Origin of the sequence: Kordia periserrulae (genome assembly GCF_003054265.1) — a bacterium.
In the GTDB taxonomy this organism is placed as follows: Bacteria; Bacteroidota; Bacteroidia; order Flavobacteriales; family Flavobacteriaceae; genus Kordia; species Kordia periserrulae.
On record NZ_QBKT01000010.1, the window covers coordinates 118,319 to 138,732 of the forward strand.

General features: G+C 36.3%; 21 protein-coding genes. 13 read left to right on the forward strand and 8 right to left on the reverse strand.

The features are described 5' to 3' along the window. Positions 1-132 precede the first annotated feature (132 nt). Together C8N46_RS17715 and C8N46_RS17720 are read left to right on the forward strand one after the other, a co-directional pair. Positions 133-603, forward strand: a complete 471-nt coding sequence (locus C8N46_RS17715; RefSeq protein ID WP_108116444.1) for an Lrp/AsnC ligand binding domain-containing protein — start codon at positions 133-135, stop codon at positions 601-603. Positions 604-620: 17 nt separating this feature from the next. Beyond that, entirely contained in the window at positions 621-1,514 is an 894-nt protein-coding gene (locus tag C8N46_RS17720; RefSeq protein WP_108116445.1) for a DUF4299 family protein, read from the forward strand. Positions 1,515-1,708: 194 nt separating this feature from the next. On the opposite strand, the gene C8N46_RS17725 is transcribed toward C8N46_RS17720, so the two are convergent. The 3 genes from C8N46_RS17725 to C8N46_RS17735 form a co-directional block, all read right to left on the reverse strand. After that, entirely contained in the window at positions 1,709-2,419 is a 711-nt protein-coding gene (locus C8N46_RS17725) for a zinc metallopeptidase (protein WP_108116446.1), read from the reverse strand. 87 nt (positions 2,420-2,506) lie between these two features. Then, complete coding sequence (locus C8N46_RS17730) at positions 2,507-3,091, reverse strand: hypothetical protein (protein ID WP_146169871.1); 585 nt, start codon at positions 3,089-3,091, stop codon at positions 2,507-2,509. Between the two features lie 55 nt (positions 3,092-3,146). Continuing rightward, positions 3,147-6,233 carry a leucine--tRNA ligase gene (locus C8N46_RS17735; protein WP_108116448.1) on the reverse strand — a complete coding sequence of 1,029 codons (3,087 nt, stop codon included), beginning with the start codon at positions 6,231-6,233 and terminating at the stop codon, positions 3,147-3,149. 344 nt (positions 6,234-6,577) lie between these two features. Between C8N46_RS17735 and C8N46_RS17740 the strand changes: the two genes are divergently transcribed. The 7 genes from C8N46_RS17740 (at position 6,578) to truB (ending at position 10,867) form a co-directional block, all read left to right on the forward strand. After that, a complete protein-coding gene (locus tag C8N46_RS17740) occupies positions 6,578-7,456 on the forward strand; it encodes a cell division protein FtsX (protein ID WP_108116449.1) in 879 nt (292 codons plus the stop codon). Between the two features lie 15 nt (positions 7,457-7,471). Continuing rightward, positions 7,472-7,645: a hypothetical protein gene (locus C8N46_RS20650; protein ID WP_158269196.1), complete on the forward strand. Its 174-nt coding sequence runs from the start codon at positions 7,472-7,474 to the stop codon at positions 7,643-7,645. 19 nt (positions 7,646-7,664) lie between these two features. After that, positions 7,665-8,429, forward strand: coding sequence for a hypothetical protein (locus C8N46_RS17745; RefSeq protein WP_211314509.1), 765 nt, complete (start codon positions 7,665-7,667; stop codon positions 8,427-8,429). 165 nt (positions 8,430-8,594) lie between these two features. Further along, positions 8,595-8,954, forward strand: coding sequence for a hypothetical protein (locus tag C8N46_RS17750; RefSeq protein WP_108116450.1), 360 nt, complete (start codon positions 8,595-8,597; stop codon positions 8,952-8,954). Between the two features lie 184 nt (positions 8,955-9,138). Beyond that, complete coding sequence (locus C8N46_RS20930) at positions 9,139-9,372, forward strand: DUF3098 domain-containing protein (RefSeq protein WP_262498089.1); 234 nt, start codon at positions 9,139-9,141, stop codon at positions 9,370-9,372. Positions 9,373-9,375: 3 nt separating this feature from the next. After that, on the forward strand, positions 9,376-10,173 hold the full coding sequence (locus C8N46_RS17760) for an undecaprenyl-diphosphate phosphatase (protein WP_108116452.1): 798 nt from the start codon (positions 9,376-9,378) through the stop codon (positions 10,171-10,173). A gap of 1 nt (position 10,174) precedes the next feature. Continuing rightward, positions 10,175-10,867 carry a tRNA pseudouridine(55) synthase TruB gene (gene truB, locus C8N46_RS17765; protein WP_108116468.1) on the forward strand — a complete coding sequence of 231 codons (693 nt, stop codon included), beginning with the start codon at positions 10,175-10,177 and terminating at the stop codon, positions 10,865-10,867. 74 nt (positions 10,868-10,941) lie between these two features. Here the strand turns inward: truB and C8N46_RS17770 are convergent, their stop codons facing one another. Beyond that, the gene (locus tag C8N46_RS17770) at positions 10,942-11,553 is read right to left on the reverse strand and encodes a thioredoxin family protein (protein WP_108116453.1); all 612 of its coding nucleotides are present in this window, start codon (positions 11,551-11,553) and stop codon (positions 10,942-10,944) included. 165 nt (positions 11,554-11,718) lie between these two features. Here C8N46_RS17770 and C8N46_RS17775 point away from each other — a divergent pair, with 165 nt between their 5' ends. From C8N46_RS17775 to C8N46_RS17785, 3 genes are read left to right on the forward strand one after another with little or no spacing between them, the layout of a single operon-like run. Beyond that, on the forward strand, positions 11,719-12,303 hold the full coding sequence (locus C8N46_RS17775) for a DNA-3-methyladenine glycosylase I (RefSeq protein ID WP_108116454.1): 585 nt from the start codon (positions 11,719-11,721) through the stop codon (positions 12,301-12,303). After that, positions 12,300-12,887, forward strand: coding sequence for a hypothetical protein (locus C8N46_RS17780; protein WP_108116455.1), 588 nt, complete (start codon positions 12,300-12,302; stop codon positions 12,885-12,887). Before C8N46_RS17775 ends, C8N46_RS17780 begins: the two co-directional genes overlap by 4 nt. 40 nt (positions 12,888-12,927) lie before the next feature. Continuing rightward, on the forward strand, positions 12,928-13,554 hold the full coding sequence (locus tag C8N46_RS17785) for a DUF2490 domain-containing protein (RefSeq protein WP_245896930.1): 627 nt from the start codon (positions 12,928-12,930) through the stop codon (positions 13,552-13,554). Between the two features lie 73 nt (positions 13,555-13,627). On the opposite strand, the gene C8N46_RS17790 is transcribed toward C8N46_RS17785, so the two are convergent. The 3 genes from C8N46_RS17790 to C8N46_RS17800 form a co-directional block, all read right to left on the reverse strand. Then, positions 13,628-13,822 (reverse strand): hypothetical protein, encoded by a 195-nt coding sequence (locus tag C8N46_RS17790; protein ID WP_108116457.1) that lies wholly within the window; start codon positions 13,820-13,822, stop codon positions 13,628-13,630. A 72-nt stretch (positions 13,823-13,894) separates the two neighbouring features. Further along, the gene (gene aat, locus C8N46_RS17795; RefSeq protein WP_108116469.1) at positions 13,895-14,524 is read right to left on the reverse strand and encodes a leucyl/phenylalanyl-tRNA--protein transferase; all 630 of its coding nucleotides are present in this window, start codon (positions 14,522-14,524) and stop codon (positions 13,895-13,897) included. Between the two features lie 199 nt (positions 14,525-14,723). Beyond that, positions 14,724-16,115 carry a short-chain fatty acid transporter gene (locus tag C8N46_RS17800; RefSeq protein WP_108116458.1) on the reverse strand — a complete coding sequence of 464 codons (1,392 nt, stop codon included), beginning with the start codon at positions 16,113-16,115 and terminating at the stop codon, positions 14,724-14,726. 274 nt (positions 16,116-16,389) lie between these two features. On the opposite strand from C8N46_RS17800, the gene C8N46_RS17805 reads away from it, so the two are divergent. Further along, on the forward strand, positions 16,390-18,057 hold the full coding sequence (locus tag C8N46_RS17805) for a SulP family inorganic anion transporter (protein WP_108116459.1): 1,668 nt from the start codon (positions 16,390-16,392) through the stop codon (positions 18,055-18,057). A gap of 3 nt (positions 18,058-18,060) precedes the next feature. On the opposite strand, the gene C8N46_RS17810 is transcribed toward C8N46_RS17805, so the two are convergent. Further along, on the reverse strand, positions 18,061-20,414 hold a 2,354-nt coding region (locus tag C8N46_RS17810), incomplete at its 5' end, for a COR domain-containing protein (protein ID WP_211314510.1).

A 20,414-nucleotide genomic window follows, 5' to 3' on the forward strand; every position in this document is an offset into this window, starting at 1 on the left:
TTCAATCTTTCAATCTTTCAATCTTTCAATCTATTATCAAAAAAACCTTCAATTTCGTTAAATACCTCAATTTTAAATTGAAATTTATATAAAAAAACTACTTTTGAGCTATCACTTTATAAGAAATGCAGCATGAAAGTAATTAATGAACAAATAGAAATTGACGGAATTGACAAAAAGATTCTGCGTGCGCTTATGCAAGATGCCCGAACTCCAATTTTAAGCATTGCGCGCGATATTGGGATTTCCGGTGCTGCGGTGCATCAACGTTTGCGAAAACTGGAAGAAGTACAACTGATTGTAGGCTCTAAATTTGTCATCAATCCGAAAGTATTGGGTTATAAAACGATGGCGTTTATTGGTGTGTATTTAGACAAAGCCATGCGAAATCCGGATGCTGTAAAAGCATTGAATGAAATTCCAGAAGTGATGGAAAGTCACTACACTACGGGAAATTGGTCGTTACTCATTAAGATTTTATGCAAAGACAACGAGCATTTGATGGACATTTTAAATCACAAAATTCAAACCATCAAAGGTGTTTCGCGAACAGAAACTTTTATTTCCTTAAATCAGCAAATTGATCGTCAGATTAAAGTGTAATTTTAATTAATTCCATCATGAGCTTTCACTTTTACGTAAAAAACAATACACCTGTTACATTTTCTCAAGTATTAACAAATAAGTATGTTCCCAAACAGGTAGCCATTGCTTATGAGAAAGAAAAAAACGAAATCATTCAAGGGTTTTCAAAACTTTATATTCCTTTGGAATCATCTAGAGGTGTTGTCATTACGAAAGATGATGACGAATATGATATTGAATTAAATACTGGAGCCAGCGAAACGGATTATTATTTGGCCACTAGAGTCGCTTTGGCTTTGGGTGAATTGAATAATAGCGATATTACTGACGAACTTGGTGAAATCTTTTCTGCAGATGGATTACAGGAAGAGTACACAAAAAAATGGGCGCAAGAAATTGAATCGTATGGCATCAATGCTCTAATTCATATTATACAAGAGCACTCTTCATCGGTACAGTTAAACGGCTGTAAAAGAGCTTATTATTTTGGTGAAAAGATGTTACAAAAACTCACAAACGAGCAACATCTCACCGAAGCTGAGATTGCCAAAAATATTGTTGAAGATATCAAACAACTTCAATTTATAGAAGATATACAGAAAGATATTCACGTACCAACTTTGATGGAAGCAGATTTTATTGAAGGCACACAAAGTTTTATCTCGGTAGCACCAAATTTTCGTTTATTACTTATCAAGGCTGATTGCATCATTCTTCGCAATGATGAACATTTGGCTAAGTTTGATTACGAAGATTTTATAGAACTGCCAAAAATTAAAGAAAAACTACACCCTATAGATGAAGAACAATTCATCATGGAATCGTTATCAAATCATGAATATCAAAAAATTATTAAACAGTATATAAAAGCACTAATTGCAAAAGAAAAGCCCAAAAAATCAAAGAGTAAGTGGAAATTTTGGAAGTAGTGATTTTTTAATCTGCAACATAATTTACATCATCTAAAAAAGAAGCTGTTTTTAAAAGTTATTCGAAACGTCATTCTGAGCTTGACTCAGAATCTCATGATACTAATTTTCAATCTCAATGTGAAAAAATCACGTTTAATTTGACGAATTTCTAACTTTTAAAAACAGCTTCTTTTATTTTTTAGCCTTTAAATTTAATCCCTACCCAAATAGCGCATAAAATACAGCAAGGTTGCTAGTGAACCGAGCGCTGCAACTACATAGGTTCTAGCTGCCCATTTGAGCGCGTCTTGTGCGCCGTCAAATTCTTCTGAGGTTACCATGTTTTTATCGCGCAACCAAAGTAAGGCTCTGTTACTTGCGTCGTACTCTACAGGAAGTGTGATAAAGCTAAACAACGTCCCCAAAGCAAACATGATGAGACCAACGATTAAAATCGTTTCTCCAACGTCCGAACCGCCAGTGGCTTGTTGACTCGCTATTAACGCAATTCCACCATAAATTACCCATTGTGAAAATCGGGAAGCAATGCTCACCAACGGCACCAATTTGGAGCGCATTTGCAACCATTCATAGCCTTTGGCGTGTTGCACCGCGTGTCCTACTTCGTGCGCAGCTACTGCAGCCGCCGCGGCATTCCGTTGATGATATACGCCTTCACTTAAATTTACCGTCTTTTTTAGCGGATTGTAATGATCGGTTAACATTCCTGGTGTTGAAATTACTTCTACATCTCTAATTCCGTAATCCATCAGCATTTTTTTGGCAATTTCGGCACCACTCATTCCGTTGCGTAGTTGTAGTTTGGAGTAAAACGCAAACTTACTTTTCAGTTTACTACTCACAAACATACTTACTAACATGATTGCACCTGCTAGGAGCAAATATCCATTATCAAATGTCATATTCTTTTGTTTTAACTCTTTTAAAAATACAAAAACCTCGCCAAATAAGCGAGGTTTTTATGAATATGAATTTTTGTCAGTTTTTTGCTAATCGCGTTCTACTTTGCGCAACGCTGCTTTTTGAATCACCGTCGTATTATAGCTTATCACAGGTAATTTTTCAGTTCCTGTTTTTCTAGCTTCTGCTTTTTCTGTAACTGTTATTGAAAAAAATACGCGTCCGTCGTTGTTAAATTCTACGCGACTGTTCAAAATTCTATTGTTCAATTCGAAAGTGCTAAACAGTGTTTGACGCATGTAATTTGCCCTCAGCACGATTCCGTTATTTTCATCCAAGTCGTAGATGCCTTTTTCAGGATCAACCACAACTAAAGTATATTTACGTTCGTCTCTTTTCTTTGAAACGATGTACGATAAGGTATAATCATATTTTTTTGGGTCTTCTGTCGGCTTAATCTCTAATTCCATCGGCACATTTTGAATCACGCCAGAAGCATCTGAAATATTGAGATTTCCAGCATAGATTCCCACATATTCCTTTGGAAATGCTTGTTCCACTGGAAACACTTTATCTTCTGAGGTTTTCCCAGCGCGTTCTTTGGTTTTCTTTGTTTGCGCCATTACTGCTGTAGACATACTAATTAGCGCAATTAAAAAGACTATTTTTTTCATTTTTCTATGTTTAGATGTGACAAGTTGTGTACTATTTTTGTACCAAACTGCTTTTCTATCCTACGATATTAATGATTTTTCCTGGAACTACAATCACTCTTTTGGGAGTTCTTCCGTTTAATTGTGCTTGTGTACGTTCGTCTTCTAGAATTATTTTCTCAATTTCTTCTTTGGATAAATCTAACGGCAATTCTTTTTTGAAGCGCATTTTTCCGTTGAACGATACTGGATATTCTTTGGAACTTTCTACCAAATGACGCGCTTCAAACACTGGAAACTTCACGGTAGCAATAGAACCTTCATTGCCCAAACGCGACCATAATTCTTCTGCAATATGCGGTGCATACGGAGAAACCAAGATTGTTAACGGTTCTAAAATTGCACGACTTGTACACTTTTGATCGGTCAATTCGTTGACGCAAATCATAAACGTACTTACCGACGTATTGAACGAGAAGTTTTCAATGTCTTCCTGTACTTTTTTGATGGTTTTGTGCAAAGTTTTTAAGTTGTCTTTCGTCGGTTCGGTTTCGGTTACTTTCGGACCTTCGTCAGCAACGTACAATTTCCACAATTTCTTTAAAAAGCCAAAAACACCTGTAATTCCTGCCGTGTTCCAAGGTTTTGCTTGCTCCAACGGCCCTAAAAACATTTCATACAAACGCAAGCTATCCGCACCATAGGTTTCACAAATTTCGTCAGGATTGACAACGTTGTATTTAGATTTCGACATTTTTTCGACTTCGCGAGAAACTTTAAAAGTGCCATCATCTTCACAGATAAATTCAGCATCTTTAAATTCAGCTCGCCAGTTTTTGAAGCCTTCTATATCCAACTCATCTGACGAATTTACTAATGAAACATCAGCATGGATTGGAATTGCTCTCTCTGTAATTTCAACAATCTCTATGTCGCTTAGAAAATCTATTTCTTTTCTAATAATATTAAAATGCTCTTTTTCAATAGTTTTAAACAAATTCTCACGATCAATTTCATTTAATAAAAATTTCTTTTCGAGAACTTGACCTTTACTATCTAAAAGATCTTCTAGTCTATCACTAGATACATATATTTCCTTCTTATAATATTTTCCATTTTTATATTTCTTAGTAGAGTGAATTTTAGAATTATCATTTGTCTCTACTGTAATTTTCAAATCAATATTATAACTAATTATGAATTTGTGAACAAAAGCACTCGTCCCCAAAATCATTCCTTGGTTGATGAGCTTTTTAAACGGTTCATCCACATTGACAAATCCTCTGTCGTGCAAGAACTTTGTCCAGAAACGTGCGTACAATAAATGCCCTGTCGCGTGTTCGCTTCCACCAATATATAAATCTACATTTTGCCAATAGTCTAATGCTTCTTTGCTTGCAAAATGTTCATCGCGCAAGGCTTTTTCCATATAACGGAAGAAATACCACGAACTTCCTGCCCAACCTGGCATGGTGTTTAACTCCAAAGGATAGATTCCGTTGTCTTGCTTCTCGACTGCGCTCGAAGTGACAAGTTCGTTGCTTACAATGGTATTTGTGTTGGTATCCCACGCCCAAACCTCAGCGTTTCCTAATGGTGGTTCGCCCGTTTCGGTGGGTAAATATTTTTCTACTTCTGGTAACGTGATTGGCAAATGTTGTACATCAATCATTTGTGGCATTCCGTCTACATAATATACTGGAAACGGTTCGCCCCAATAACGCTGACGCGAGAATACCGCATCGCGCAAACGATAGTTGATTTTTCCTTTTCCAAAACCGCGCTTTTCCATTTCGTAAATCACGGTTTTCATGGCTTTTTTATAGGTCAAACCGTTTAAGAAGTCAGAATTAGCGATTTTGACACCTTCTTTTTCACTGTATGCTTCTTCAGAAATGTCTACATTTTCAAAGATGTTTGGAATGTCTAATCCGAAGTGTTTTGCAAAGTCGTAATCGCGTTGGTCGCCACATGGAACTGCCATCACCGCGCCTGTTCCGTAACTTGCCAATACGTAATCGCCAATCCAAATTGGAATTTTTTCGCCTGTAAACGGATGAATGGCATGCGCGCCTGTAAAGACTCCCGAAATCGTTTTGACATCTGCCATACGCTCGCGCTCACTGCGTTTTGCTGTGGCTTCTACGTAACTTTCCACAGCTTCTTTTTGTGCAGCAGTTGTGATTTTCGCTACCAAATCGTGTTCTGGAGCCAAGGTCATAAAACTTACGCCGTAAATCGTGTCTGGTCGTGTCGTAAACACATCAATATTCGCGTCGTGTCCGTCTACCTTAAACGTTACCATCGCGCCTTGCGAGCGACCAATCCAATTGGTTTGCGAATCTTTTAGAGGTTGTGGCCAATCGATTTCGTTCAAACCGTCTAGCAAACGCTGTGCATACGCGGAGATTCGCATGCTCCATTGGGTCATTTTTTTACGAACCACAGGATGTCCGCCACGTTCGGAAACGCCGTTGACAATTTCGTCATTTGCCAATACCGTTCCTAGCGCAGGACACCAGTTTACTTCGGTTTCTGCCAAATATGTTAGTCTATATTTTAAGAGAATTTCTTGTTGTTCTTTTGAGGAATAATTGTTCCATTCCGCCGCAGCGAACATTGCTACATCATCATCACAAACCGCTTTTACATTGGCGTTTCCGTCCACTTCAAATTTCGCGATAAGTGTATCAATATGCTCCGCTTTGTCAGTTTCGACATTGTACCACGAGTTGAACAATTCGATAAAAATCCACTGTGTCCACTTGTAATATTCAGGATTGGACGTTCGTACTTCTCTGCTCCAATCGAACGAGAAGCCAATTTTATCTAACTGCTCACGGTAACGCTTGATGTTCGTTTTGGTGGTAATCGCAGGATGCTGTCCCGTTTGAATCGCATATTGTTCTGCTGGCAATCCAAAACTATCATATCCTTGCGGATGCAACACGTTGAATCCTTGATGACGCTTGTAACGCGCATAAATATCTGAAGCAATATAACCTAATGGATGCCCAACATGCAGTCCCGCACCTGACGGATATGGAAACATATCAAGTACGTAATATTTTGGTTTGTCGGTATTATTTTCGGCATGAAATGTTCCGTTTTCTGCCCAATATTTTTGCCATTTGGCTTCAATTTCGTTGAAATTGTACTTCATTTTGCTAACTTTTAAAGAAGCGCAAATTTAGTGGTTTTTTTTGGGTTTTGGGTTTTGGGTGTTAGGTTTTTGTTGGGTTTGTGTCTGTTGATTTGTTGATTTGTCAATTTGTGGATGTGTCTATTTGTTTCGCTTGCAACTCTATACTTGTAAACTTCTTGTTTATTGAAAGATTCAATGATTGAAAACTGTTAGTTTATTACTTAAACTTATAAACCCTTAAACTTTTAAACTTCAAATAACATACGATTTTATAGTAAACTTTCGTTTTTAGTATATGTTTTTGCATCAAATATACATTTGCATCTAAAATTTTTTAATTTTACCTAATTAATGCACTTTTTATGAGTTCTTCTTTTGACAAGTATCAAAAAAAACGATTGATTTCTTCCTATTTTTCTGTGGTTTTAAGTACCACCCTAGTACTTTTTCTGCTGGGAATTTTAGGCTTATTGGTTTTGAATACGAAGAAAGTTGCCGACTATTATAAGGAACAAGTTCCGATGACGATTTTCTTTAAGAATTCAGCCAAAGACGTTGAGATGCAGCAACTCCAAAAAACATTGGCGTTGGCAGATTATACCAAGTCTGCTAATTTTGTATCAAAAGACCAAGCCGCTGTAAAGTTGACCGACGATATTGGAGAAGATTTTGTAGCGTTTTTAGGGGAAAATCCTTTGTATAATTCGCTGGATGTATATTTGAATTCGAATTTTGTGTCTGTAGAAGAATTGGAAGCTATTGTAAAGGAATTGAGTGAAAAGAGTTTTGTAAACGAAGTTTCTTATGACAAGTCGCTGGTTTCTAAACTGAACGCCAATATCAAAACCATCGGATTTTGGATTTTAGTTGCATGTGTCTTTTTTGCCATTGTGGCAGCATTGCTTATTAATAGTTCGATTCGCCTTTCGGTATATGCCAAACGTTTTACGATTAAAACCATGCAAATGGTGGGCGCTACGAAAGGGTTTATTCGCAAACCTTTTATTTGGAAGAGTGTAAAAATGGGCATTATTGCCGCTATTTTAGCATTGGCTGGAATGGCTGCCATGTTGTATTACGCTAATAAATCGCTACCACAATTACAATTGATTGATAATAAACTATTAATAGGCTCCGTATTTGCGGGAATTTTAGTGATTGGCATTTTAATTACGTTGATTAGCAGTTTTTTTGCCACACAACGCTATTTGAATTTACGCACAGACCAATTGTACACGTAATTTTTGACTTTTGTGATGAAAAAATCAATACTTCCTTTGTTGCTTATTATTGCGAGCGTTATTTTAATTATTGTCAATCTAGTTACTTCTGAAAATTACGACAGAGGTTTCTGGATGCGTTCACTTTCAAGCATTTTACTGATTTTCGCGATGATTTTAACGATTAGAAGTCAGAAAATTGGGAAATAATATTCTGGAGTTTTTCACTATGGATTTAAAATATGAACATGCCTACATTCCTATTGAAAATAATGTTCAAGACACTTCCTCTGAAGCATGGAAAAGACTTTGTGAATATGTAGAAATTGCTGCTAAAGAAAGACATAAGGAATTTGATCCCTTCAATTATTTGGGAAAAGAATTATACGCACAGCTTCACACGTTACCAAAATCAATTGAGAAATTGACGCACGTAAAAAAGATGATACTTTACGGAAGTAAACTCAAGCGAATTCCACCCGAAATAGGAAACATGAAAAGTCTAGAAGAATTCATTCCTTATACTTCCTATGACTTACATTGGCTTCCTTATGAAATTACTCAGTGTAAAAATCTAAAAAATAGTATCATAAGTACACGTGCTTTATATGGAAACTATAAACATAGAAAACCGTTTCCGAGCTTACATGAAAATCCGGTAACATATAACTCAGAAATCATTTCATGTAGTGTTTGTAAAAAAAGCATCTCGCAAGCAGAAACGAATCAATGGTGGATTTCTCTAAGAGTCGCTACAGATGTTGTTCCGCTTCTTGCAAATATTTGCTCCGTCGAATGTAAAAAAGCATTGCCCAAACCTGCAAAAGGCTATCTACAATATGCCCATAAAGGTGGAAAAGAACTTGGACAACCTTCAAAAAATGATGTTGGTGTAGCAAGTAATAGGAAAATCCCGATGAAAAAATTGATTTTTGAAGAAAAGTCACCAAAACCTTCCATTTGGGAAGCAATTCGAAAACTTTGGAAAAAGTAATTGGTGCAAGCATATTTCTACAAACATTAACACACTTTAACCCTTCGTTATAAAATAATTAGGAAAATACTTAGTTATATTTAGACCAACAAATCCAAACCCAAAATTTATGATGAAAATATTTACGTGATTGAAAAGACATTTTAATTTTTAAAATTATAAATTATGAAAAGAATCACATTCATATTTTTAGGCATAGCACTCGTTGTATTCTTAGCATATTCGTTTACACCAATAAACACGGTGCAATCGGACGATTGTGTATTGATATCCGGTAAAATCGTTTCTATCAAAGAAGGCGCTTCTAACAATATCCAAATTCGACTCGAAAATGATAGTCATTATTATTACATCAATCGTGGCTTAGAGAAAGGAATAAATTTAGCGCAATTAAGTGCCAAAGTTTTAAATAAAACCGTTACTTTGTATTGTCCGAACCGATGGACAATTGTCAATCCTGACGGAATTGTTCCGCATATTTCAAAAATGGAAAAAGGCACAACTGTCGTGTACAGTGAGTTTTAAATGTTTTGAAATGAAATATGTATTCGGTTGACATTTGTAAACTTGAGCATTCATGAAAAACAAAAATTCTAAAAGCAATCGAAAAAAAGCTAAAAGCGCACCGCAAAAACCTGTACAACAACCTGTTGCTACACAAAAAGATGACGCGGCGACTGTAAAAAATAATCCTTCCAACCAAGAAAATATATCACAATCAAATTTTGTTTTCGGGAAGAAAAACTATCTATTTATGTTTATCGGATTGGCAGTCATTGCACTCGGATTTATTTTGATGGCTGGCGGCGGAAGCGATGACCCGAATGTTTTTAATGAAGATATTTTTAGCACACGACGCATTCACATTGCGCCGATGGTTGTCGTTCTTGGATTCGCGATAGAAGTGTATGCTATTTTGTTAAATCCGAATTCAGACGCCTAATTCATGGAAAGTTTTAATGCAATTATCCTTGGTATCATTCAAGGATTAACGGAGTTTCTACCTGTTTCGTCTAGCGGACATATTGAATTGGGAAAAGCCATTTTGGGCGCAGACATCAAAGAAGATTTATTATTTACCGTAGTGGTGCATTTTGCTACCGCATTAAGCACTATCGTAGTTTTCCGAAAAGATATTCTTTTTTTACTTAAAGGACTCTTTCAATTCCAATGGAATGAAGAATCGCAATTCGCCTTAAAAATTGTGCTTTCCATGATACCTGCAGCACTTGTCGGTATTTATTTTGAAGAAGAATTGGAAGCGTTGTTTGAAGGAAACTTGCTGCTCGTCGGTTGCATGCTTATTATTACGGCGTTGCTACTTTATTTTGCTGACAAAGCCAAAAACACAAATAAAAATGTGAGTTATTCCAACGCAGTTGTTATCGGAATTTCGCAAGCCATCGCTATTTTACCTGGCGTTTCACGTTCGGGTGCGACTATTTCAACCTCTGTTTTATTAGGAAATGATAAAACCAAAGCCGCACGATTCTCGTTTTTGATGGTCGTGCCGTTAATTTTTGGGAAAATTGGAAAAGATATTTTTAGTGGCGAACTTGCGTTAGAAAGTGCTGACATTCTACCAATGTCACTTGGATTTATCGCTGCTTTTATCGCGGGATTATTTGCGTGTACGTGGATGATTAATTTGGTAAAAAAGAGCAAACTCACCTACTTTTCCATCTATTGCCTTATTGTCGGATTGATTGCGATTGGGTATGTTGGATACAAAACGTATTTCTAAAATGAAAACGCTCGAAGAATTTCAAGCCGGACAAACCTTACTCATTGACAAACCGCTAACTTGGTCATCATTTCAAGCAGTAAACAAAGTGAAATGGGCGTTAAAATCTACCTTTAAAGTCAAAAAACTAAAAGTCGGTCATGCAGGTACGCTTGATCCATTAGCCACAGGTTTGTTGATTATTTGTGTTGGAAAAAACACGAAAAAAATTGCAGAATATCAAGGACAAGTCAAAGAATACACAGGAACCATTACCGTTGGCGGCACGACACCTTCCTACGATTTGGAAAGTGACATCAACAAAACATTTCCAACGGAGCATATCACAGAAGAACTTATTCACGAAACTACGCAACAATTTTTAGGCGAAATTGACCAAAAACCGCCTATTTTCTCCGCTTTAAAGAAAGATGGAAAACGTTTGTACGAATTGGCACGTGCAGGCGAAGAAGTGGAAATTCCATCCCGAAAAATTACCATTGAAGCATTCCAAATCACACGTATTGAACTTCCTGAAATTGATTTTAGAGTGGTTTGTAGCAAAGGAACGTATATTCGATCTCTGGCGCATGACTTTGGACAAGCATTGCATTCTGGCGCACATTTATCTGCTTTACGACGTACTAAAATTGGTGATTTTGATGTAAAAGACGCTATTTCTCCAGAAGCATTTGGGGAAAGTCTTCGGAGTTAGAAGTGAGCTTTTAATCTTTCAATTATTGAATCATCAAACTTCTAGAGAAATTCCTGCCTTCGCAGAAATGACAATCAAATCAATTTGAGCAAATCTTCAATCGTGTTTTGACCTTTGTCTTTGTTGTACCAAATTTGTAAATCTTTCTTGAATTCTGGCGTGAGTGTTCCGTGTTTTGCTTTAAAATCGTTCACCATTTTTGTGGCTTTGGAAGGTCTTGGTCCCCAATCGCCAATGACATTTTTAGAAGTATTGTCAATTGCAATCAACTTCGGAATCGATTTTCCGCCGTTGGTTAAAAATTCGTTCATCAACGCATCATTATCATCGCGTAATACAACTTTTAGCGTAATATTTTCGTTTAATTCTGCCACTTTATTGATGACAGGCATGGTTTGCGCTGCATCGCCACACCAACTTTCTGTCAACACCAACCAAGTCACGTCGCCAGTATACGCTTTGATTTCAGCAATGGCTTCTTCGGATAATTTTATGGTTTTGTTCAAACGCTGCATGCGTTTGTCGTTTAACATGGAATATGTTGACAAAGCTTCTGTTTGCACATCGCCTGTGGATTTTCCTTCTGCTACTAAATTCTGCACCAAAGTTCGGTATGCTTCGTAGCTCATGGATTTTGTCAAACTTTCTGCTATGATATCTTTTATATGTGTTGTGGTCACGGTCATAATCAATTATTTTACGCGAGTTCTGTCGCAATTTTTCAGGAAACTTACGTTACGTCTTTTGCGGTTCATTTTTTGCGTTGTAAATTTACGAAACGATTTTTAGAGCAAAAACAGATATTTACTAAGAATCACAATAGACGTTCAAAGTAAAACCAATCTCAAATAATGAACTCAAACGATAAAAAACGCTGTACTTGGTGTGGAAATGATCCGTTGTATGTTGCCTATCACGATGAAGAATGGGGCGTTCCTGTGTATGACGACGACCGACTGTTTGAGTTTTTAATTTTAGAGACGTTTCAAGCGGGTTTGAGCTGGATTACCATTCTGCGGAAGCGTGAAAATTTCCGAAAAGCTTTTGACAATTTCGACTATAAAAAGATTGCGAAATACGGTGATGAAAAGTTTGAAATTTTGCTGAATGACAAAGGCATTATTCGAAATAAATTAAAGATTAAAGCCACCATTACCAACGCACAAGCGTTTATGAATGTACAGGAAGAATTCGGTAGTTTTTCCAAATATATTTGGCAATTTACAGACGGAAAACCGATTCAGAATGCTTTTAAAACAAGTAAGGAAGTGCCTGCAACCACAGAGATTTCAGATGCGTTAAGCAAAGATTTAAAGAAAAGAGGCTTCAAATTTGTCGGTTCTACGGTCATCTACGCGCACATGCAAGCTACGGGAATGGTAAACGACCACACGACAGATTGTTTTCGTTATGAAGAATTAAAAAACTTGAAATGAGAAATCTTGCTTTACTACTTTTTTTGACATTTTCAGGGTATTGTACGGCGCAACAATCGTATAAATACGAAAAAGAAGAGCGCATTGAAAAAAAGGTGTTTCCACAAAAAGGATTGGATTTGCTTGACAAAACGCTTCCTGAAAAAGTGAAAAATGTCAAATATTATAAAGAGCGCGACAGTGTAAAAATCAGTTACGAATCCAAACTAAAGTTTAAACGAAAGTATTACAGTATTGAGTTTACTGAAAAAGGACTTTTGGAAGATGTAGAAGTAACGATTAAAAAGAAACAGATTCCCGAAGAAACACGAGAAAAAATTGAAAACTATATGCGCAATGCGTACGATTCGTATCGCATTAAAAAAATACAACGTCAATACAACAATACCAATACGATTGATGCAAAACAAGTCATACAAAACGCGTTTTCCAACGATTTAAACAGTGAACATTTTTATGAAATTATTGCGGAAGTGAAAACGAAAAAGGAGCGTTATTTTATTGAAATCACGTTTACCAAAGATGGCGATTTTACGCTCGTGAGAACCATTATTCAAAGCTCGTATGATCACATCTTGTATTAAAAAAATAGTACTGTTGGTATTTTTTTGCAGTGTGTTTTCTATGCATGCGCAAAACGATTTTACGACTTTTGTTGAGCCTTCGTTCGCAGTAAATCATAACGTAAATGATAGTTATAAAGTGAATTTTGCTACGGTTGCTAGAAATTATGTCTATCGCGATGATACAACTGAATTTACGGTACGTCACTTACAATTGGTTCACTTTTCTACGTGGAGTTTCAACTCAAATCACAGTGTGAGTGCTGGGCTCATGTATCGTTTCCGAGAAAATTTTGAAAACAGTAGCAACGAATTGCGATTCACACAACAATACAATTATGCGTATCGACCGAATATTGTGCGTTTTGGACATCGCGTTCGGACTGAACAACGCATTACCACGAATGCTACCGTGCATCGTTTTCGCTACCGATTTACCATCGATTTGCCACTTTCGGGAGAAAAGCTAGATATTGGAGAACCGTATTTTGTCGCGAATGCAGAATCGTTACTCAGCGTCGCAAAAGCTGAGACACCACAAATCGACCAACGTTTTACCACACAAATCGGTTGGCAATGGACTGAAAATCTAAAGTTTCAAACAGGTTTGGAATATCGTTTTGAAGACTATAATAATAGCACACGAGAGATTTTATTTATTCTTACTTCGTTGATTTTAAAAATTTGACAAAACATAAAAAGCCAGAAGCATACACTTCTGACTTTTCGCTAACTTTTATTTTACATAAAATATGTAAAGATTAATAATCTGATCCACACTGTAAAATTCCAGATGGTCCCCAACAAATCGTTTCAATACTCAATGGTTCTGCTGGTTCTGCCTCACATTTACAGTAAGTTTTCGTGTTAGGCGCTGCTCCCACAAGTTTTTCTTGTTTAAAGTTTGAAATTGCTTGTTTGTTCAGCTTTAGATTTTTTAAATCTTTTCTTTTCATAATATAAAATTTATAAGTTATGCCCTATAGTTCTTGAAAAAGAAAAGTGTTACCCAAAAATAAAATGGTTTTTTATAAAAACGACAAAAAGACTTCTCTAGGAATTTCATACGCTCCCAAACTTTCTAGATGATTGGTATGCATTTGGCAATCAATAATTTGACAACCTTCTGATTGGAGTTTTCGCACCAAATGAATAAAACCAAATTTACTTGCATTACTTTCATACGCAAACATACTTTCGCCACAAAACACACGTCCTAAGTTTACACCGTACGCGCCGCCGACAAGTTTTTCGTCGCGCCACACTTCTACGGAAGTGATATATCCCATATTGAATAATTCCAAATACGCTTCCTGCATTTCGTCTGTAATCCACGTATCGTCTTGTCCTGGACGTTGCACGGAAGCGCATGCGTTTATTACTTCTTTAAAAGCTGTATTGTACGTCACGGAAAATGCTTGGCGACGTAGCAGTTGCTTCATGCTTTTTGATACTTTTAATTCTTCTGGAAACAACACCATTCGCGGGTCGGGCGACCACCAAATAATAGGCTCATCTTCTCCGTACCAAGGGAAAATTCCGCTTTTATATGCCAATAGTAAGCGTTCTGGTTGTAAATCGCCTCCAATCGCTAAAATGCCTTCTGGTGAAGTTTCTGAAACAGGTGGAAACACTATTTTATCTGTTAAAAAGTACATGAAATTGCTATTTTCTGAGTCTTTATACAAGAAAACAAAAGGTAATACTTTGATTTTTAGTATTTTTTCGCCAAATTTGTAATTAGTCTTGAGACATCTAAACATTTATTTTTCATCATTGCTTTTTGAATTAGTGTTGAAAGACTAAAGCCTAAAACCACAACATTAAGTCCCGCTTTTCGGGACTTTTTTTATGGAGTTACAACAAAAGCAATCCTAAAACATATACGGCAATTCCGACTGCCATCAAAATAATGGTATAGGGCAATATTTCTTTCGCTTTTAATCGTGTAATGCCTAATAACGGCAATGCCCAAAAGGGTTGCAACATGTTTGTGATTTGATCACCATACGACAATGCCATGACTGCTTTCGGTAACGGAACGCCTAATTCTATCGCCGATTGAATTACAATCGGACCTTGTACTGCCCATTGTCCGCCGCCACTTGGCACAAAAATATTTACCAATCCTGCGCTGAAAAATGTATAAATTGGTAAGGTGGTTTCATTCGCCACCGCGACAAAACCTTCTGAAATCATTCCGACCATTCCAGAACTTTTCATGATGCCCATAATTCCGAAATAGAGCGGGAATTGAATCAAAATTCCCGAAGTTCCTTTAATCGCTTCTTCTACCGCGTTTAAAAAACTTTTAAAATTTCCATGCAATACAATTGCCAATCCCAACATAAAAAAGTTGAGCATATTGGGAGAGATTTGAATGTTTGCTAACGAACTTACATTTTTAGCATATTGAATAAAAAACACGATCAAAAGCAAGACACCAAACGAAATGGCAACTATGGAAGAATGATCTAACTTTTCAGCTCCTTCTAGAGTTGCTTTATTTATTTTGTCGAATTGGTATTTCGGTAAATTTAACTTTGTAGGCGTGGCTTTTTTGGCTAGAAAACGTAATACCAAGGGAATCAATACGAGTAAAATCGCGAATAATAATAAATTCCACCAACTAAAAATAGTACTGCTCGACGTGATGACTTCGGGTACTTTTCCAAATTGATCTACCGTTAATACACCGTTCATCATTTCGAGTAAATGTCCTTGTTCTGCCACTTTTGACGGTGCCGAACCACTGATACCACCGTGCCAAACCATCAACCCGACATACCCAGCCGCACCCACAAGTGGATAATTGATTGGAATATTATGTTCTTGCGCACGTTCGCCAACTTTTCTGGCTAAAATTGCGCCAAAAATTAGTCCCAATCCCCAATTAAAAAAAGCAACTAGCATCGTTGTTACACTAACTAAAACGACTGCATTTGTGGTATTCGTGACCGATTTTGTGAGTGTCATGATGAGTGAATTCATCGGTTTACTCAATACCAGCACATGTCCAAGCACGAGAATCAGCATCATTTGATAGGCAAAAACGAGCAATCCAGAATTCCAAATGCCATCTTCCCAAAACGACAACACATCTACTAAATAATCAAAAGTAGCTATTTCTTCAGGTCGTGTAAAAAACGTTGCCAAAACAATTGTCAATACCGTCAGCAATACCGCAATGGTAAACGGTGAAGGCAAATAACGCTGAAAAATGGTTTCTATGGTTTTGGTAATGCGCATGGTTGATTTTTGGGTGAATTTACAAAAATATTTGTCGCTACGCTCCAGATTTTTAGACCGCTTTGCTGTTAGACTTGTTCCTGTGCGTACAGGATTTTTTTAGACTGCTTCGCTGTTAGATTTAAGATATATTATTTCTTGCGAAGGGATTTGGGTAGTTTTTTTGAAAAGCCTTCATTTATTTTTCGTTTTGAATTTTAGAATTAGTAGTTTTAAACAATCGCTGTTCGCGATGCGTTTCAATTAAAAATCAATCAACCAAAAAAAGATTATTATGCTGAAAAAATTGTACGATTTTAAGAATTTTAAAGGTGATTTTACAGGCGGACTCGTTGCTGGAGTTGTGGCATTGCCGTTAGCATTGGCATTCGGAGTACAATCGGGAATGGGCGCTACGGCAGGTTTGTACGGAGCTATTGCCGTCGGAATTTTTGCAGCATTGTTTGGTGGCACCGAAACGCAAGCCAGTGGTCCAACAGGTCCAATGACAGTAGTTTCTGCCGCGTTGGTTGCTATTGCTATTCAGATGAATGGAAGCTTGGATAGCGGAATGGCAATCATTTTAACAACATTTTTATTAGGCGGAATTTTACAAGTGATTTTTGGCTTTTTAAATATTGCTAGCTATGTGAAATACTTTCCTTATCCCGTCATTTCAGGGTTTATGAGTGGTGTGGGATTGATTATCGTGATTTTACAAATTTTCCCCTTTGCGGGAATGGCCTCTTCGAAATCGACCATTGCTGTGATGCAAAATTTTCCTAGTTTGTTTACCGATGCTAATGTATATGCGCTGTTATTAGGCGCCATTACGATTGCAGTGTATTATCTTTTTCCAAAAATCACCAAAGCCATTCCGAGTGCGTTGGTTGCCTTGATCGTAGCGACGTTGATTGCCTATTTTATGAAAATGGACGTTCCACTGATTGGCGAAATTCCTTCGGGATTGCCTTCGTTTCAGTTGGGCGGTATTTTAGAAATTGATGCTAGCGCGTATGCCACTATTGTAGAATATGCAGTTGTTTTGGCGGTTTTAGGAAGTATTGATTCTTTATTAACATCTGTGATTGCAGATAATATGACCAAAACCAAACACAATAGCAATCGCGAATTGATTGGACAAGGAATTGGAAATATGATTGCCGCTGCTATTGGTGGAATTCCAGGTGCGGGAGCAACCAAAGGAACTGTGGTAAACATTAACGCAGGTGGAAAAACAAGAATGTCTGGAGTCATTCACGGACTATTTTTATTGGCTGTTTTGTTGGGATTAGGACAATTAGCTGCGCACATTCCGCTATGTGTTTTGGCAGGATTGTTAATTCCGATTGGATTTAAGATTGTCGATTTTAAAGGCTTAAAACACTTGTTAAAAGTTCCAAGAGCGGATGCCGTTGTGATGATTTTAGTATTGTTAATTACTACATTTGGAAGCTTGATTCAAGCAGTTGGAATTGGTATTGCCTTGGCGTGTTTGTTGTTTATGAAAAAATCGGGAGACATCAGCGAAAAAGGCTTGGAAGTTGGAAATGTAGCGGATATTGACGGTGAAAAACCTTGGCAAGACGAATTGGAATTTTACGAGCACTACAAAGAAAAAGTCATCATCAAGCATTTGTATGGATCGTTATTTTTTGGATTTACTTCGTATTTTAAAGATCAAATTAACCTATTGCCAAAAGATATCACAGCGGTGATTTTTAGAATGGACAGGGTTCCGTATATGGATCAATCGGGTTTGTATGCCTTAGAAGATATCATCTTTGATTTGCGTGCGAAAAACATTGAAGTCATCATCGTCGGACTCCAAGAACAACCTTGCGATATGTTAAAAGCCGTAGACATCATTCCAGATTTGGTTCCTGAAGACGATTTATTTGCTACAGTTGATGAGAGTTTTGAGTATTTGAAAGGGAAGTTGAAAGGCGCTGCTGTAAAATAATTTCTAGATGTATCCAAATAACTTGAACAATTTTACTTCATACTTTTTATACATTTTTTGACTCCAGTTTATAATATCAAAGTCACTTTCAATACCAATATCTAATCCTACTAAGTTTAATAAAGGAATAGAAGCTTTAATTTTCATTTCTAAATTACCGCCTTTTGTATTTAAAGTGTCTAGGTATTCTTTTTGTTGTTCATCCATAGCTTCGTATAAGGATTCTAAAGCTTTGTGAATATCATCAAATATGGCTTGTTTTTGAGTGATTGAAATTTCTTCAACTGCTTGAATGATTTCTTCTTTATTTAACTTTAAGTTTTCATCTAAACTCAATAAGTGCTCAAAAAAAGTATTAAACTTTTCTAAAATTTCTTTTGTGTTTTTCTTTGTTTTTTTTGAATATTTTAACGTTTTCTCAGTTGTGTTTTCTATTCTTCTCAGTCGCTCTCGATCATCTATTTCATGCATTTTATGCCGTGCATCTTTTTCTCTGAGTATTTCAACTAATGTATAAGGCAACGCAAAACCTGAACTTTCTAAAATAGGCGCAATTTTAATATGCCCTCTCAAATTTCGACAGTAAATATCATCTCGATTATCTTCAATTTCACGTTCAATATCTTCGTTATAGTCATGATACGTTTTTTTAACACTTGAAAGTGTACTGCATTTTTCACAAACACAAGGAATTTCAATATCAAAATCAAGTCCTTTATACGTTTCGTGAATATCTTTCATTGCTTTTACAATATCCTGCATCAACATCAATCGTTCATTGCCGTACGCTTCTACCGAAATTTGTTTTAGGTTTCTGTTGACTTGTACTTTCGCTTTTGCATTTTTTACGGTAAAAACAACTCCAAAAGCCCATACATCCTCAAAATCAGAATCGACATATTTACATAGTTCCGCGGCTAATTGATTCACAATCCCTCTGGGCATTAAACGAGGATATTTGTATTTGATTTCCCATTTTTCTTTAGGGTTCCAGTTTTCATGTTTTTCTGGAATAACAGTACTCATTAAAGACGGAACGATATACGCGTTTTCGTGCCTTCTTTTATAAGCCAAGCGGAAAATCTTTAACATTTCTAATAATTCATTGTGAAAATCTACATACATAGGTTCATTCCATAAATGTTCTACATCTTCTTGTTCTAACTTTCCATTTTTGGCACGAATATCTTTACTATCAATAATACGATAGAGCGCAGTAGTGATCCATTCGGGATTTAAGATTACTTTTTGTTTGATAGCTAGGTAGTCTTCATACCAAAGTACAATTCCCAATTTATGTAAATATCTAAGTAAGTCTTTTTGTCTTTCTTTGTCTTCAACTTTGTGTTTTTCGCAAATTTTAGCATACTGACTTAAATTTATCAAATAGGTGTTTATCTCAAGTAATTCCTCTAATTCTTTTCGTACGTTTAACCAATCACTTAATATTTTTCTTTGAACATGTGGAAGTTCTTCTAATCGATTTTGAATAACTTGCTTAAAAGCTCTAAATGTTTCACGGTGTTTAGCCTCAGAAAAACTTAAATCAACTTCAAATACTTTTCCATCAACGATGTTGTAGTATTTTTTATAATCTGAGATATCTATATTTGCAGGCGTATCTCCAAATTTTAAATTTTGTAATAAGATAATCTTATTATTATTATTTTCTTTGGTAAAAATCTCAATGGTTTGCAACCATTCTTCATATTTATTTCCTTGGTCAGCTCTTGAATCAGTTACTAAAATGTATATTGCATCATTACTCAAAAAGAAACGATGTACTTGATACAACACATCTTGTCCGCCAAAATCCCAAATATGACAAATAAACGTATCATTATTGGCAGAGAATTCGTAATTATAAATATCAATACCTCTTGTTCTGTCTTCTATCTTTGGTAACTCTTTATTTTCATCTTCTATTTTGATACGAAGTGATGTTTTTCCTGTTTTGCCTTCACCCAATAACAACACTTTGGCTTCTAATAATTGTACTTCTTTAACATCTTTTCGTTCCAAAGCTTCAAAGTATCGCAATACTGCAGCATTTCCCTGTTCTACGATATCTTGTGATGGGCTGCCCAAAGGATTTTTATACAAACGGATATCTCCACGATACGCTTCTGTTGAAATCTTCCTACCTTTTTTTATAAAAGGTACAAGCGATTTAATATCCGTAATTTTATTATAGCTAAGATCTAAGAAAGTTAAACCAACTAAGTCTTTCAAAAAACGAATATCCGTAATTTGATTTGAGCGAAGATCTAAGGAAGTTAAACCAACTAAGTCTTTCAAAAAACGAATATCCGTAATTTGATTTGAGCGAAGATCTAAGGAAGTTAAACCAACTAAGT